This is a genomic window from Streptomyces sp. PSU-S4-23 (genome assembly GCF_055632315.1).
In genome coordinates this window covers 6,895,336-6,909,749 of the sequence record NZ_JBVMUU010000002.1, presented here as the reverse complement: position 1 = coordinate 6,909,749, position 14,414 = coordinate 6,895,336, and the positions used below count along the sequence as shown (strand labels likewise).

General features: G+C 72.4%; 14 protein-coding genes. All 14 read left to right on the top strand.

All coding sequences use genetic code 11. The features are described 5' to 3' along the window. Positions 1-39: 39 nt before the first annotated feature. The 14 genes from ACZ79I_RS31395 (at position 40) to ACZ79I_RS31330 (ending at position 14,409) form a co-directional block, all read left to right on the top strand. Positions 40-1,674, top strand: a complete 1,635-nt coding sequence (locus tag ACZ79I_RS31395) for an acyl-CoA dehydrogenase family protein (protein ID WP_471501754.1) — start codon at positions 40-42, stop codon at positions 1,672-1,674. 313 nt (positions 1,675-1,987) lie between these two features. Continuing rightward, positions 1,988-3,352: a GAF domain-containing protein gene (locus ACZ79I_RS31390; RefSeq protein WP_471501752.1), complete on the top strand. Its 1,365-nt coding sequence runs from the start codon at positions 1,988-1,990 to the stop codon at positions 3,350-3,352. A gap of 148 nt (positions 3,353-3,500) precedes the next feature. Continuing rightward, complete coding sequence (locus ACZ79I_RS31385) at positions 3,501-4,883, top strand: hypothetical protein (protein ID WP_471501750.1); 1,383 nt, start codon at positions 3,501-3,503, stop codon at positions 4,881-4,883. A 70-nt stretch (positions 4,884-4,953) separates the two neighbouring features. After that, entirely contained in the window at positions 4,954-5,526 is a 573-nt protein-coding gene (locus ACZ79I_RS31380; protein ID WP_471501748.1) for a GNAT family N-acetyltransferase, read from the top strand. Positions 5,527-5,653: 127 nt separating this feature from the next. After that, the gene (locus tag ACZ79I_RS31375; RefSeq protein WP_349817346.1) at positions 5,654-5,737 is read left to right on the top strand and encodes a putative leader peptide; all 84 of its coding nucleotides are present in this window, start codon (positions 5,654-5,656) and stop codon (positions 5,735-5,737) included. 138 nt (positions 5,738-5,875) lie between these two features. Then, positions 5,876-7,567, top strand: coding sequence for a nitrite/sulfite reductase (locus ACZ79I_RS31370; RefSeq protein ID WP_471501746.1), 1,692 nt, complete (start codon positions 5,876-5,878; stop codon positions 7,565-7,567). Then, positions 7,564-7,746, top strand: a complete 183-nt coding sequence (locus ACZ79I_RS31365; protein WP_471501744.1) for a hypothetical protein — start codon at positions 7,564-7,566, stop codon at positions 7,744-7,746. The genes ACZ79I_RS31370 and ACZ79I_RS31365 overlap by 4 nt, the downstream gene beginning before the upstream one ends. Then, positions 7,743-8,453, top strand: coding sequence for a phosphoadenylyl-sulfate reductase (locus ACZ79I_RS31360; protein WP_471501742.1), 711 nt, complete (start codon positions 7,743-7,745; stop codon positions 8,451-8,453). Before ACZ79I_RS31365 ends, ACZ79I_RS31360 begins: the two co-directional genes overlap by 4 nt. Positions 8,454-8,455: 2 nt before the next feature. Continuing rightward, positions 8,456-9,025 (top strand): adenylyl-sulfate kinase, encoded by a 570-nt coding sequence (gene cysC / locus ACZ79I_RS31355; RefSeq protein WP_471501740.1) that lies wholly within the window; start codon positions 8,456-8,458, stop codon positions 9,023-9,025. Next, on the top strand, positions 9,022-9,957 hold the full coding sequence (gene cysD / locus ACZ79I_RS31350) for a sulfate adenylyltransferase subunit CysD (RefSeq protein ID WP_471501738.1): 936 nt from the start codon (positions 9,022-9,024) through the stop codon (positions 9,955-9,957). The genes cysC and cysD overlap by 4 nt, the downstream gene beginning before the upstream one ends. Before the next feature lie 2 nt (positions 9,958-9,959). Further along, on the top strand, positions 9,960-11,288 hold the full coding sequence (locus ACZ79I_RS31345; RefSeq protein WP_471501736.1) for a sulfate adenylyltransferase subunit 1: 1,329 nt from the start codon (positions 9,960-9,962) through the stop codon (positions 11,286-11,288). Between the two features lie 288 nt (positions 11,289-11,576). Further along, complete coding sequence (locus tag ACZ79I_RS31340; protein WP_471501734.1) at positions 11,577-12,689, top strand: aliphatic sulfonate ABC transporter substrate-binding protein; 1,113 nt, start codon at positions 11,577-11,579, stop codon at positions 12,687-12,689. Between the two features lie 45 nt (positions 12,690-12,734). Beyond that, on the top strand, positions 12,735-13,514 hold the full coding sequence (locus tag ACZ79I_RS31335; protein ID WP_471501732.1) for an ABC transporter ATP-binding protein: 780 nt from the start codon (positions 12,735-12,737) through the stop codon (positions 13,512-13,514). Then, complete coding sequence (locus ACZ79I_RS31330; protein WP_471501730.1) at positions 13,501-14,409, top strand: ABC transporter permease; 909 nt, start codon at positions 13,501-13,503, stop codon at positions 14,407-14,409. Before ACZ79I_RS31335 ends, ACZ79I_RS31330 begins: the two co-directional genes overlap by 14 nt. Positions 14,410-14,414: the final 5 nt, after the last annotated feature.

The window sequence follows — 14,414 nt, the reverse complement described above, 5'->3', positions numbered from 1 at the left end:
CGGGTGACCGGCGGCGTACCGAGGAGTAGGTTCGCTCCCATGGCAGCCAGCACGCATACCGTGACCAACCAGGCTCCGCCCCTGGTCGGTTACGACGTCTTCACCGCCGACCGGGCCCTGGCGGAGGCCGTCGAGCGGCATCTGGACCCGGCGCTCCTCGACGAGGCCCGCTCCGAGCTGTCGGGCCTCGGGCTCAGCGCCGGTTCCGCGCAGGTACAGGAGTGGGGGGCCCAGGCGAACGAGAATCCGCCGAGACTGCGGACCCACGACCGCTACGGCAACCGCATCGACGAGGTCGAGTTCCATCCGGCATGGCACCGGCTGCTCGGCAAGGGCGTCGCCGCGGGGCTGACGGCGGCCTGGTCACGCCCGGGCGGGCATGTGCGCCGCGCGGCCTCGTTCGTGATCTGGTCCCAGGCCGAGGCGGGTCACGGCTGCCCGCTGTCGATGACCCACTCCGCGGTGCCCGCCCTGCGCACGGACCCCGTGCTCGCCGCCGAGTGGGAGCCGCGGCTGACCTCCACGGTCTACGACCCGGATCTGCGCCCGGCCGCGGAGAAGCCCGGCGTGATCTTCGGCATGGGCATGACGGAGAAGCAGGGCGGCAGCGACGTCCGCGCCAACACCACCGCGGCCCGGCCGCTCGCCGAGGACGGCACATACGGGCTGACGGGCCACAAGTGGTTCTGCTCGGCACCCATGTCGGACGCGTTCCTGGTGCTGGCCCAGGCACCGGGCGGGCTCACCTGCTTCCTCGTGCCCCGTGTGCTGGAGGACGGCACACGGAACACGTTCATGATCCAGCGGCTCAAGGACAAGCTCGGCAACCGGTCCAACGCCTCCGGCGAGGTGGAGTTCGCCGGGACCTGGGCGCGCCGGGTGGGCGACGAGGGCCGCGGGGTGCGCACCATCATCGAGATGGTCGCGGCCACCCGGCTCGACTGCGTCCTCGGCTCGACGGCGCTGATGCGGCAGGCGGTTTCGCAGGCGCTCCACCACTGCGCCCACCGGGAGGCGTTCGGCGGCCGGCTCATCGACAAGCCGCTGATGCGCAACGTGCTGGCCGACCTGGCCCTGGAGTCGGAGGCGGCGACGACGCTCGGCCTGCGGCTCGCGGCGGCGTACGACGACGGGAGCGAGCAGGAGCGGGCGTTCCTGCGGCTCGCGGTGCCGGCCGCCAAGTACTGGGTGACCAAGCGCTGCACCCCGGTGGTGGCGGAGGCGTCCGAGTGCCTCGGCGGCAACGGCTATGTGGAGGAGTCCGGCATGCCCCGGCTGCTGCGCGAGTCGCCGCTCAACTCCGTCTGGGAGGGCGCGGGCAATGTGCAGGCACTGGACGTGCTGCGGGCGCTCCAGCGCGAACCGCACGCCCTCGACGCCTATCTCCAGGAGGTCGGCCGGGCGCACGGCGCCGACCACCGCCTGGACGCCGCGGTCAAGGGCCTGCTGACCGAACTGTCCGATCTGGAGGGCATCGAGGCGCGGGCACGCCGCCTGGTGGAGAGGATGGCGCTGGTGCTCCAGGGCGCGTTGCTCGTCCGGTACGCGCCGCCGGAGGTCGCCGACGCCTTCTGCGCCTCCCGTCTCGGCGGCGACTGGGGCGCGGCCTTCGGCACCCTGCCGCACAGCCTGGACCTGGCCGCGGTGGTGGAGCGGGCGAGGCCGGTCGTCTGACGGTCCGTCCCGTACGCCGAGGGCGTCCCGGAGGGAGCACGTCGCAGGGGTGGTGCTGCGCCGACACGGCACCACCCCCGCTCTGCCGCCCCCCTTGGAGGAGCGCGGACGCCGCCGCAGCGGCGTCGCCCAAGTTTTCAACGACCCCGTGGCCGTTCGCCAGAGTTGCAGGGGGTTGCAACGTGCCCGCTGTGGGCGGAGTACATCCCTCCGTCCCGGGCAAGCGGCAAGATGATGCCACCGTCGCCGCGGACCGGGTGCTCCTGCCCGGGGCGGAAGGGGACGGAGACGGACAGGCCATCCGGGAGGTCCAGTGGCGCACTCGGCGAACGACGTCACACGGCTCGCCACCCTGGACGCCGCGCAGGCGGCGCGCGTGCTCAGCGAAGTGCGCAGCGCCACGCTCGCCGGACAGCGCGCCCCGGTGCCGCCGCGCCCGGTGATCTGGGCGTCCTGGGGGCGGATGCTGCGCAGCGGCGTCGACCCCGACCACGACGTCCGGGCCGACCCGCTCGGCCGCGACGAGGTGGAGCAGCGCCGCCGCGACTCCCCGATGCGTCCCGTGCTGCCCGTCTTACGGGAGAGTCTGCTGTCGGTCGCGGACGTCACCGAGCACATCATGGTCGTCGCCGACGCGGACGGGCGGGTGCTGTGGCGCGAGGGCAGTCCCCGGGTGCTGCGCCAGGCGGACCGGCTGGGCCTGCTGCCCGGGGCGCACTGGGGCGAGGAGGTCGTCGGCACGAACGGCGTCGGCACCTCCGTGGCGATCCGGCGTCCGGTGCAGGTCTTCGCGTCCGAGCACTTCGTCCGCTCGCACGCCTCGTGGACGTGCGCGGGCGCCCCGGTCACGGACCCGCGCGACGGCCGGCTGCTGGGGGTGGTGGACGTGAGCGGCCCGCTGGAGACGATGCACCCGGCGACGCTGGCCTGGGTGGACTCGGTGGCCAAGCTCGCGGAGGCCAGGCTGCGGGAGATCCACCTCGGCACCCTGGAGCGGCTGCGCGCGGTGGCGGCGCCGCTGCTGGCCAAGCTCGGCGGCCGGGCGCTGGCGGTGGACAGGGACGGCTGGACGGCGGCGGTGACCGGGATGCCGTACGCCAGCCGGGTGGCTCTGCCCGCGTCCCTCTCGCCCGGCCGATGCCTGCTGCCGTCGCTGGGCCCCTGCGAGGTGGAGCCGCTGCCGGGCGGCTGGCTGGTGCGCACCGCGGACGCGCCCGTGGTGACGCCCGCGACCCGGATCGTCCTCGATGTGGGGCATCCGCACCGCTGGTCGGTGACGGTGTCGGGCGACACGGGCTCCTGGACCCAGGAGCTCAGCCCCCGCCACGCCGAACTGCTCTATCTGCTCGCGCTCGGCCGCACCGGCCGCACCGCCGCCGCCCTGGCCGCCGACATGTTCGGCGACCCGGCCCGCACGGTCACGGTCCGCGCGGAGATGTCCCGCGTACGGCGCTATCTCGGGGCCGTTCTGGAGCACCGGCCGTATCGTTTCCGCGAGTCGGCGGAGGTGGAGGTGCTGACCCCCGACGACCCGCGGGACCTGCTGCCGCACTCCGTGGCGCCGGGCGTGGTGAGGGCGCGCGACACCCTGGCCGGCGTCCCCCGCCCCACCGCGCAGCCGGCCACCGCGCAGCCGCCCGGCGCGCAACCGCCCGCCGCACACTCCCGCGGCATATAACCCTCACGGTGGGGATAACCCTGCATTTCCCGGGTCTTCGACCGGTCCCGCGGGCGTCTGCCGTAGCATCCCTCCCATAGGCCACCCCACCCGTTCCCCCGTCAACATCCGGATCACGAGGAGCAGTTGGCCTACCCCGGGAGGATGTATGAAGCACCGTGGCAGGCACCGCCGCAGGCGCAGAGGCCAAGCGCTGCGGGCCACGCTGGCCGGGACCGCGTTGGCGCTGACCGCCGCCGCCACGCTGATCAGCACCTCGCAGGCCGCTGGCGGGGACGACCCCGGGGGACTGACCCGCGTCACCGCCCGGGCCGAGACCGCCCGCTTCCGCCTCCACGAGGACCTCACCGCCCGCGGCACCCTGGACACGCTCTCCCGCGCCATGGGGGGCAACGTCGGCGTGCACGGCGTCCTCGCCTCCGCCGACCGCACCATGCGCGAGCGCTCCGGGTGCGACACGGCCGAGACGGACGCGCTGCCCGTCGAGCCGGCCGCCACGCGCGCCTACTGCTGGGACCGCCGCGACGCGACGACCACACAGTGGCTGCCCCGGTCCGTGACCACCTCCGGCGACGCCGACGACGACGGCCACTGGGGTCCCGACCGGGTCATCCTGTCCGGATGGGCGCACGACGACCGCCCGGACGGCCCGGCCGCCGACCGTGGCCTCGCCAGGATCGCCTTCATCGACGCGAACGACCCCGCCCGCCTCGCCTACCGCTGGGTCCTGCTGGTCGCCCCGCGCGCCGACGGCAAGGACTACACCGCCGTCCGCACCCGTCTGTCCGGCATGGTCTGGTACCAGGACAAGCTCATCGCCGCCGCCCGCGGCTCCCTGCTCGTCTTCGATCTGCACCGCGTCCTCAGGGCGAACGTCGACGGTCCCGCGATCGGCCGGGTGAAGGGCGGCTTCGCCGCGCACGGCTACCAGTACGTGCTGCCGGCGGTCGGCTCCTACCGCCTCACCGACGGCCCGTGTTCGACGGCGGACGACCGCGCGACGCCCTGCTTCTCCGCCCTCTCCCTCGACCGCACCTCGGTTCCGGACAGCCTGGTCGCGAGCGAATGGTTCCCGGCCGGCGGCGGCCACCGGGCGGCGCGCGTATGGCGCTACGCGTACAGCACCGTCCCGGGCCGCGGCGGTCTGCTCGCCGCGGACGCACGCGGCGACGTCCGGGCGGCCGAGGCGTACGAGACGGAGGCGACCGGGGTGCGGGGCGTGCTCTCCCACCGGGGCGACGGGGCGGAGCGGGCCGACTGGTACGTCGACCGCGCGCCGACGTCCGACGGCCGGCGCGGCACGCTCTGGCGGCAGACCACGTCCAAGGCGAAGGCGGCGCGTTGCGGGTCCAACGAGAGCCACGCATGCTGGGGCCGGCACACGGCGTCCCTGTCGTACTGGCAGGAGACGGGCGAGCTGTGGACGCTGACGGAGGGCGTGCCGGGCGACGACGGCCAGGGGGACGGACCGGCCGACGGGCGGGTGCTGTACGCGGTGCCGCTCGGCTCCGTGGACGAAGCCATGGGATAGGGAGCCGGCCCCGGGACCGCGGGCCGGAACACCTTTGTCGTAGCGTGTGCCCCCGTGATTCCCTGACCGCATGAGCAGCATCACCGTGACCACGTGGTCCCTGGAGCAGACGTCCCCGGCCGATCTGCTGCCCGCGGCGGCCCCCGAGGGCGACGTCCGCGTCGTCCGCGCCGAGGTGCCGTCGCCGGAGTTCAGCCGCTTCCTGTACGCCTCGGTCGGCGGGGACATCCGCTGGGTCGACCGGCTGGGCTGGACGTACGCGCAGTGGCGGGAGTACCTGGACCGGCCGGGAGTGGAGACCTGGGTGGCCCACGACCGGGGCACGCCCGCGGGGTATGTGGAGCTGGAGCCGCAGGACGACGGGGTCGTGGAGATCGTCTACTTCGGGCTCCTGGCGGCCTTCCGGGGGCGGCGGATCGGCGGGCACCTGCTGTCGTACGGGGCCGCGCGGGCATGGGACCTCGCGGACCGGTGGCCTGGGCTGGCGCAGACGAAGCGGGTGTGGCTGCACACGTGCAGCAAGGACGGCGAGCATGCGATGGGCAACTACCAGCGCCGCGGTTTCCGGCTGTTCGACACCCGGGTCGAGGAGGAACCGGAGGTTCCCACTCCGGGCCCGTGGCCTGGGGCGCAGGCCGTCTGACCTGCGAGGACGCGGGCACGGCCGTACCATGTGACCGACGACACCCTTGTCTCACGTTCCGGGACAAGGGTGTCCACATGATGGGCAAAACTGGACTGTGTCCAGATCGCCATGACAGGCTTCCCTCATGTCCGGAACTGGAATCGCCTTGGTGAGTCGACGGCACGTCGATCTCGGCCGCATGTCCAGCGCCATCTGTCCGGTCCGCTGAGAGCCTCCCGCCCGCGCCGGTTTCTCCACTTTTCTCAACTTTCCCGACCCTTGCGCAGGGGTGCGCACGCCTGCCCGTACCCCCGTTTGCGCAGGTCGGTGCCGTTTTCTCCTGCCTGTCCCGAAGGACGTATCCACCATGGCCGCCTCCCCGCAGAAATCCGCCGTGCCCCGCCGCAAGGTGAGCCGTCACCGTGGCGAGGGTCAGTGGGCCGCGGGTCACTTCACCCCGCTCAACGGCAACGAGCAGTTCAAGAAGGACGACGACGGTCTCAATGTGCGGACACGCATTGAGACGATCTACTCCCAACGGGGCTTCGACTCCATCGACCCCAACGACCTGCGCGGACGGATGCGCTGGTGGGGTCTGTACACCCAGCGCAAGCCCGGTATCGACGGCGGCAAGACCGCGGTCCTGGAAGCGGAGGAGCTGGACGACCGGTACTTCATGATGCGCGTCCGCATCGACGGCGGCCGGCTCACCACCCGTCAGCTGCGCGTCATCGGCGAGGTCTCGCAGGAGTTCGCGCGCGGCACCGCCGACATCACCGACCGGCAGAACGTCCAGTACCACTGGATCCGGATCGAGGACGTCCCCGAGATCTGGGACCGCCTGGAGGCCGTGGGCCTGTCCACGGTCACCGCCTGCGGCGACACCCCCCGCGTGATGATCGGCTCTCCCGTCGCCGGCATCGCCGAGGACGAGATCGTCGACGCCACCCCCGCCCTGGAGGAGATGAAGCGCCGCGTCCTGGGCAACAAGGCGTACTCCAACCTCCCCCGGAAGTTCAAGACGGCCGTCTCCGGCTCGCCCCTGCTGGACGTGGTGCACGAGATCAACGACGTCGCGTTCGTCGGCGTCCGGCACCCCGAGCACGGGCCGGGCTTCGACCTGTGGGTCGGCGGCGGCCTGTCCACCAATCCCCGACTGGGCGTGCGGCTGGGCGCCTGGGTGCCGCTGGAGGAGGTCCCGGACGTCTACGAGGGCGTCCTGTCGATCTTCCGCGACCACGGCTACCGCCGGCTGCGCAACCGGGCCCGGCTGAAGTTCCTCGTGGCCGACTGGGGTGCCGAGAAGTTCCGCCGGGTGCTGGAGGAGGAGTACCTGGGCCGCGCGCTGCTCGACGGTCCCGCTCCCGAGCAGCCCGTCCAGCAGTGGCGCGACCACGTCGGCGTCCACCGCCAGCGGGACGGGCGGTACTACGTCGGCTTCGCCCCGCGCGTCGGCCGCGTCGACGGTACGACCCTCACCAAGATCGCAGACCTCGCCGAGGCGCACGGCTCGGGCCGGGTGCGCACCACCGTCGAGCAGAAGATGATCATCCTCGACGTCCCGGAGACCCAGCTCGGCTCCCTCGTCGAGGGCCTGGAATCGCTGGACCTCACGGTCCGCCCCTCGCCCTTCCGGCGCGGCACCATGGCCTGCACCGGCATCGAGTACTGCAAGCTCGCCATCGTCGAGACCAAGGCACGGGGCTCCCGGCTGATCGACGAACTGGAGCGCCGCCTCCCGGACTTCGACGAGCCGATCACCATCAACCTCAACGGCTGCCCGAACGCCTGCGCCCGTATCCAGGTCGCGGACATCGGCCTCAAGGGCCAGCTGGTCCTCGACGACAAGGGCGAGCAGGTGGAGGGGTTCCAGGTGCACCTGGGCGGCGCGCTCGGTCTCCAGGCCGGGTTCGGCCGCAAGGTCCGCGGCCTCAAGGTCACGTCGGAGGAACTGCCGGACTACATCGAGCGTGTCCTGAGGCGGTTCCAGGCGGAGCGCGAGGAGGGCGAGCGGTTCGCGGCCTGGGTCGCGCGCGCCGACGAGGAGGCACTGTCGTGAGTGAGCGGGCCGCCCCCTTCTACTGCCCCTACTGCGGCGGGGAGGATCTGCGCCCGAGCGAGGAGCAGGGACACGGCGCCTGGGAGTGCGCGGCCTGCAACCGGGCCTTCCGGCTGGCGTTCCTCGGACTGCTCGCGCGCGGGCTGCGGCGAGCCGACAACGGAGGAGATCCGATATGACGACGGCTCAGAAGAGGCGTTCCGCCGAGGAGTTGAAGGCGCTCGCCGAGCAGGCGGGCCGGGACCTGGAGGAAGCCTCCGCGCCGGAGATCCTCCGGTGGGCGGCCGGCGCCTTCGGCAGCCGCTTCTGCGTGACCTCCTCCATGGAGGACGCGGTGGTGGCCCATCTGGCCTCGCGGGCCATGCCCGGCGTCGACGTGGTGTTCCTCGACACCGGCTACCACTTCCCGGAGACCATCGGCACCCGCGACGCGGTCGAGGCCGTGATGGACGTCAGCGTCATCACTCTGACACCGCGTCAGACGGTGGCGGAGCAGGACGCCGAGTACGGCACCCGGCTGCACGACCGCGACCCCGACCTGTGCTGCAGGCTGCGCAAGGTCATGCCCCTGGAGGAGGGGCTGAAGGACTACGACGCCTGGGCCACCGGACTGCGCCGCGACGAGGCCCCCACCCGGGCGGACACCCCGGTCGTCGGCTGGGACGAGAAGCGCCGCAAGGTCAAGATCTCGCCGATCGCCCGCTGGACCCAGGACGACGTGGACGCCTACATCGCCGAACACGGTGTGCTCACCAACCCGCTGCTCATGGACGGCTACGCCTCCGTGGGCTGCGCCCCCTGCACCCGCCGGGTCCTGGCCGGTGAGGACGCGCGCGCCGGCCGCTGGGCGGGCCGCGCCAAGACCGAGTGCGGGCTGCACGGCTGACCATGACCGGGATCTCTACGAATCAGGAGTCACACGTGACGACCGGAGCCACCGTCTGGCTCACGGGTCTGCCGAGCGCCGGCAAGACCACCATCGCGTACGAACTGGCCGGGCGGCTGCGCGAGAAGGGCCACCGCGTCGAGGTGCTCGACGGCGACGAGATCCGCGAGTTCATCTCGGCGGGCCTGGGCTTCAGCCGCGCCGACCGGCACACCAATGTGCAGCGCATCGGCTTCCTCGCCGACCTGCTCGCCCGCAACGGCGTCAAGGCGCTCGTCCCGGTGATCGCGCCCTACGCGGACAGCCGCGAGGCGGTGCGCAAGCGCCACCGGAACAGCGGTGCGCCGTACCTGGAGGTGCACGTGGCGACCCCGGTCGAGGTCTGCTCCGTGCGCGATGTGAAGGGGCTGTACGCCAAGCAGGCGGCGGGCGAGCTGACCGGACTGACGGGCGTCGACGACCCGTACGAGGAGCCCGTCGCGCCCGATCTGCGCATCGAGTCGCAGCACCAGACCGTGCAGGAGTCGGCGGCGGCCGTGTACACGCTGCTGAGCGAAAGGGGACTGGCATGACGACCGTCGCCGAGGTCGCGGAGGGCACGGGAAGCCCTTACGCCCTGAGCCACCTGGACGCGCTGGAGTCCGAGGCCGTGCACATCTTCCGCGAGGTGGCGGGCGAGTTCGAGCGGCCGGTGATCCTGTTCTCCGGCGGCAAGGACTCCATCGTCATGCTCCACCTGGCGGTGAAGGCGTTCACGCCCGCGCCGGTGCCCTTCTCGCTGCTGCACGTGGACACCGGGCACAACTTCCCCGAGGTGCTGCAGTACCGCGACCGCACGGTCGAGAGGCACCGGCTGCGGCTGCACGTGGCGTCCGTGCAGGACTACATCGACCGGGGCGTCCTCAAGGAGCGGCCCGACGGGACCCGCAACCCCCTGCAGACGCTTCCGCTGACGGAGAAGATCCAGTCCGAGCGCTTCGACGCCGTCTTCGGCGGCGGGCGCCGCGACGAGGAGAAGGCGCGCGCCAAGGAGAGGGTCTTCTCGCTGCGCGACGAGTTCTCCCAGTGGGATCCCCGCCGCCAGCGCCCGGAGCTGTGGAACCTGTACAACGGCCGCCATGCGCCCGGGGAGCATGTCCGCGTCTTCCCGCTGTCCAACTGGACCGAACTGGACGTGTGGCAGTACATCGCCCGCGAGGACATCGGCCTGCCGGAGATCTACTTCGCGCACGAGCGCGAGGTCTTCCGGCGCGGGGGCATGTGGCTGACGGCCGGCGGGTGGGGCGGCCCGAAGGACGGCGAGCGGGTCGAGAAGCGCCTGGTGCGGTACCGGACCGTGGGCGACATGTCCTGCACCGGCGCCGTCGACTCCGGCGCGGTGACGCTGGAGGAGGTCATCGCCGAGATCGCCGCGTCCCGGCTCACCGAGCGCGGCGCGACACGCGCCGACGACCGGCTCTCCGAGGCCGCCATGGAGGACCGCAAGCGCGAGGGGTACTTCTGAGCATGACCACGACCACGGAACTCTCCGCCACCACGCTCCTGCGGTTCGCCACCGCCGGCTCGGTCGACGACGGCAAGTCCACGCTGGTCGGCCGTCTGCTGCACGACTCCAAGTCGGTCCTCGCCGACCAGCTGGAGGCCGTGGAGCGCGCCTCGGCGAACCGCGGGCAGGACGGCCCGGACCTCGCGCTGCTCACCGACGGCCTGCGCGCCGAACGCGAGCAGGGCATCACGATCGACGTCGCCTACCGCTACTTCGCCACCCCGCGCAGGCGGTTCATCCTCGCCGACACCCCCGGTCATGTGCAGTACACCCGCAACATGGTCACCGGCGCCTCCACGGCCGAGCTGACGGTGATCCTGGTCGACGCCCGCAACGGTGTCGTCGAGCAGACCCGCCGCCACGCCGCGATCGCCGCCCTGCTCCGCGTCCCGCACGTGGTCCTCGCCGTCAACAAGATGGACCTGGTCGGCCACCGGGAGTCCGTCTTCGCGGCGATCGCCGAAGAGTTCACGGCGTACGCGACCGAGCTGGGCGTCCCCGACGTCACCGCGATCCCGATCTCGGCGCTGGCCGGCGACAACGTCGTGGAACCGTCCGCGAACATGGACTGGTACGGCGGGCCGACCGTCCTGGAGCACCTGGAGACGGTCCCGGTCAGCCACGACCTGGCACACTGCCACGCGCGGCTGCCCGTGCAGTACGTGATCCGTCCGGGGACCGCCGAACACCCGGACTACCGGGGGTACGCGGGCCAGATCGCGGCCGGCACGTTCCGCGTCGGCGACCGGGTCACCGTCCTGCCGTCGGGGCGCACGACCAGGGTCTCGGGCATCCACCTGCTGGGCCGGCCGGTCGACGCGGCCTGGACCCCGCAGTCGGTGACCCTGCTGCTGGAGGACGACCTCGACATCTCGCGCGGCGACCTGATCGTCCCGGCCAAGGACGCGCCCCCGACCACACAGGACATCGAGGCGACCGTGTGCCACGTCGCCGACCAGCCGCTGACGGTCGGCCACCGCGTGCTGCTCAAGCACGGCACCCGCACCGTCAAGGCGATCGTCAAGGACATCCCGTCCCGTCTCACGCTCGACGACCTGTCCCTGCACCCGCACCCGGGACTGCTGGCCGCCAACGACATCGGCCGGGTGAAGATCCGTACCGCCGAGCCGCTGCCGGTGGACTCGTACGCCGACTCGCGGCGCACCGGCTCGTTCATCCTGATCGATCCGGCGGACGGCACCACGCTGACGGCCGGCATGGTCGGCGAGTCCTTCGCCGCCCCCGAGCCGGTCAAGGACGGGGCCGAGGACGACGGGTGGGATTTCTGACATGAACTCCACCGACGTCCATGCGACGTTCGCGAAGGACGTCTACGCGACGTTCGCGAAAGAGGGGGGCCGCATCGGCAGCGGAGCCCTCGGCTGGGGGTCCCCCCGAACGGAGTTCGGGGGAGGCCGGGGCGGAGTGGCGCGATGTGCGCGATGACGTCCGCGCACCGCCCGCACGCCCTGCCGTCGCTCCGCCCCCTGCGGCGCCGGAGACGACGAAGACCTGCCGACCTCCCGGCCACGCCCTGACGGACCGTGACCGCCGGGCCGACGAGAGGAACCCCTCCCGTGCCTGCCACCCGCCCTTCGCTCCTTCGCCGCGGCACAGCCGTGCTCGCCGCGCTCCCCCTCCTCGCCCTGGCCGCCTGCGGCTACGGCTCCCAGGCCGAGGACGGCGCGGCCGACCAGGCGATCGCCGCCGGGGCCAGCAAGACCGACGGCCTCGACTCCGTCAGGATCGGATACTTCGGCAACCTCACCCACGCCACCGCCCTCGTCGGCCGTGAGCGGGGCATCTTCCAGAAGGCGCTGGGCGCGACCAGGGCCGAGTACGCGACCTTCAACGCCGGCCCCTCCGAGATCGAGGCACTGAACTCGGGCTCCCTCGACATCGGCTGGATCGGACCGTCCCCGGCGATCAACGGCTACACCAGGTCCAACGGCAAGAGCCTGCGCATCGTCGGAGGTTCGGCGTCCGGCGGTGTCAAGCTCGTGGTCGACCCGGAGAAGATCAGGTCCCTGGAGGACGTCAAGGGCAAGAGGATCGCCACACCTCAGCTCGGCAACACGCAGGACGTGGCGTTCCTCCACTGGATCGCCGGCCGGGGCTGGAAGGTCGACGCGCAGAGCGGCACGGGCGACGTCACCGTCGTGCGCAGCGACAACAAGGTGACCCCGGACGCCTTCAGGGCCGGCTCCGTCGACGGTGCCTGGGTGCCGGAGCCGACCGCGTCCAGGCTGGTCGCCGAGGGCGGCAGGGTCCTGCTGGACGAGGCGTCGCTGTGGCCCGGCGGCAAGTTCGTGATCACGAACATCGTCGTCTCACAGAGGTTCCTGAAGGAGCACCCGAAGGCCGTCGAGGCGGTGCTGCGGGCCTCGGTCGAGACCAACAAGTGGATCACGGCCCATCCGGACGCGGCGAAGGCGTCGGCGAACGAGCAGTTGGAGGCCGACTCCGGCAAGGCGCTGCCGTCGAACGTGCTGGACCCGGCCTGGGCGTCGATCCGCACCACCGACGACCCGCTGGCCGCCACCCTCGGCACCGAGGCGGACCACGCGGCCGAGGCGGGTCTGCTGCGGAAGCCGGACCTGCGCGGCATCTACGACCTCACGCTCCTCAACAAGGTCCTCGCGGAAGAGGGCGCCGGCACCGTCGACGACGCCGGCCTCGGCGTCCGTTGAGTCCCCGACCCGAAGCGTTCCCCGAGTTCCCAGGAGGTGACGACCATGGCCACGACCTACGCCAAGGCCGCCGAGGCGGTGGAGCAGGCCGCCCGCATCGCGCACGTCTCGAAGTCCTTCGCGGGGCCCGCGGGGCGGCAGCTCGTCCTCGACGACATCACGCTGGATGTCGCGCCCGGCGAGTTCGTCACCCTCCTGGGCGCCTCGGGCTGCGGCAAGTCGACGCTGCTCAACCTGGTCGCCGGGCTCGACGCCCCGACCTCGGGCAGCATCACCACGCACGGACGCCCGGCGCTGATGTTCCAGGAGCACGCCCTCTTCCCATGGCTGACCGCGGGCAAGAACATCGAACTGGCCCTGCGCCTGCGGGGTGTTCCCAAGGGCGAGCGGCGCGGCCGGGCCGACGAGCTGCTCGAACTCGTCCGGCTCAAGGGCGCGCACGGCAAGCGGGTGCACGAGCTGTCCGGCGGGATGCGCCAGCGCGTGGCGCTGGCCCGGGCGCTCGCCCAGGACAGCCGGCTGCTTCTGATGGACGAGCCGTTCGCGGCGCTCGACGCCATCACCCGGGACGTGCTGCACGAGGAGCTGACCCGCATCTGGAGTGAGACGGGAGTCTCGGTCCTGTTCGTCACGCACAACGTCCGGGAGGCGGTGCGGCTCGCCCAGCGCGTGGTGCTGCTCTCGTCGCGTCCGGGGCGGGTGGCCCGCGAGTGGGCCGTGGACATCCCGCAGCCGCGCCGCATCGAGGACGCCCCCGTGGCGGACCTGTCCAGAGAGATCACCGAAGTACTGCGTGGGGAGATCCGGCGTCATGGCCAGCAGTGAGACCACCTCGGCGGGCACCGCCGCCGACCGGAGCACCTCGGAGCTGGCCGGTGTGGAGGCCGGCCTCGACGCCCTGGAGACGACGGCCGCCGGCCGTCCGCCGCTGCGGCAGACGTTCACCCGGAAGATACTGCCGCCCGTCGTCGCCGTCGTGCTGGTGCTGGCGGTGTGGCAGGGGCTGATCTCGCTGCGGATCGTCACCGACCCGAGCAAGCTGCCCTCGCCGTCCGCGGTGTGGGACGTGGTCCACCAGTCGTGGCTGCGGGGCACGCTGCTGGGCTACATCTGGACCAGCGTCTCCCGCGGACTGCTGGGCTTCCTGTTCGCCCTGGCCATCGGCACCCCGCTGGGTCTGCTGGTGGCGCGGGTGAGGTTCGTGCGCGCGGCCGTCGGCCCGATCCTGTCCGGCCTGCAGTCGCTGCCGTCGGTGGCGTGGGTGCCGCCGGCCGTCATCTGGCTCGGCCTGGACAACTCGATGATGTACGCGGTGATCCTGCTCGGTGCCGTCCCCTCCATCGCCAACGGCCTGGTGTCCGGCGTCGACCAGGTGCCGCCGCTGTTCCTGCGGGCGGGCCGCACCCTGGGCGCGACCGGCCTGCGGGGGACCTGGCACATCGTGCTGCCGGCCGCGCTGCCCGGCTATGTCGCGGGAATGAAGCAGGGCTGGGCGTTCTCGTGGCGCTCGCTGATGGCGGCGGAGATCATCGCGTCCTTCCCCGATCTGGGGGTGGGCCTCGGCCAGTTGCTGGAGAACGGCCGCAACGCCGGCGACATGGCCATGGTGTTCGAGGCCATCCTGCTCATCCTGCTCGTCGGCATCGCCGTCGACCTGCTGATCTTCAGCCCGCTGGAGCGGTGGGTGCTGCGCAGCCGCGGCCTCCTCGTGAAGGGGTGATCCCT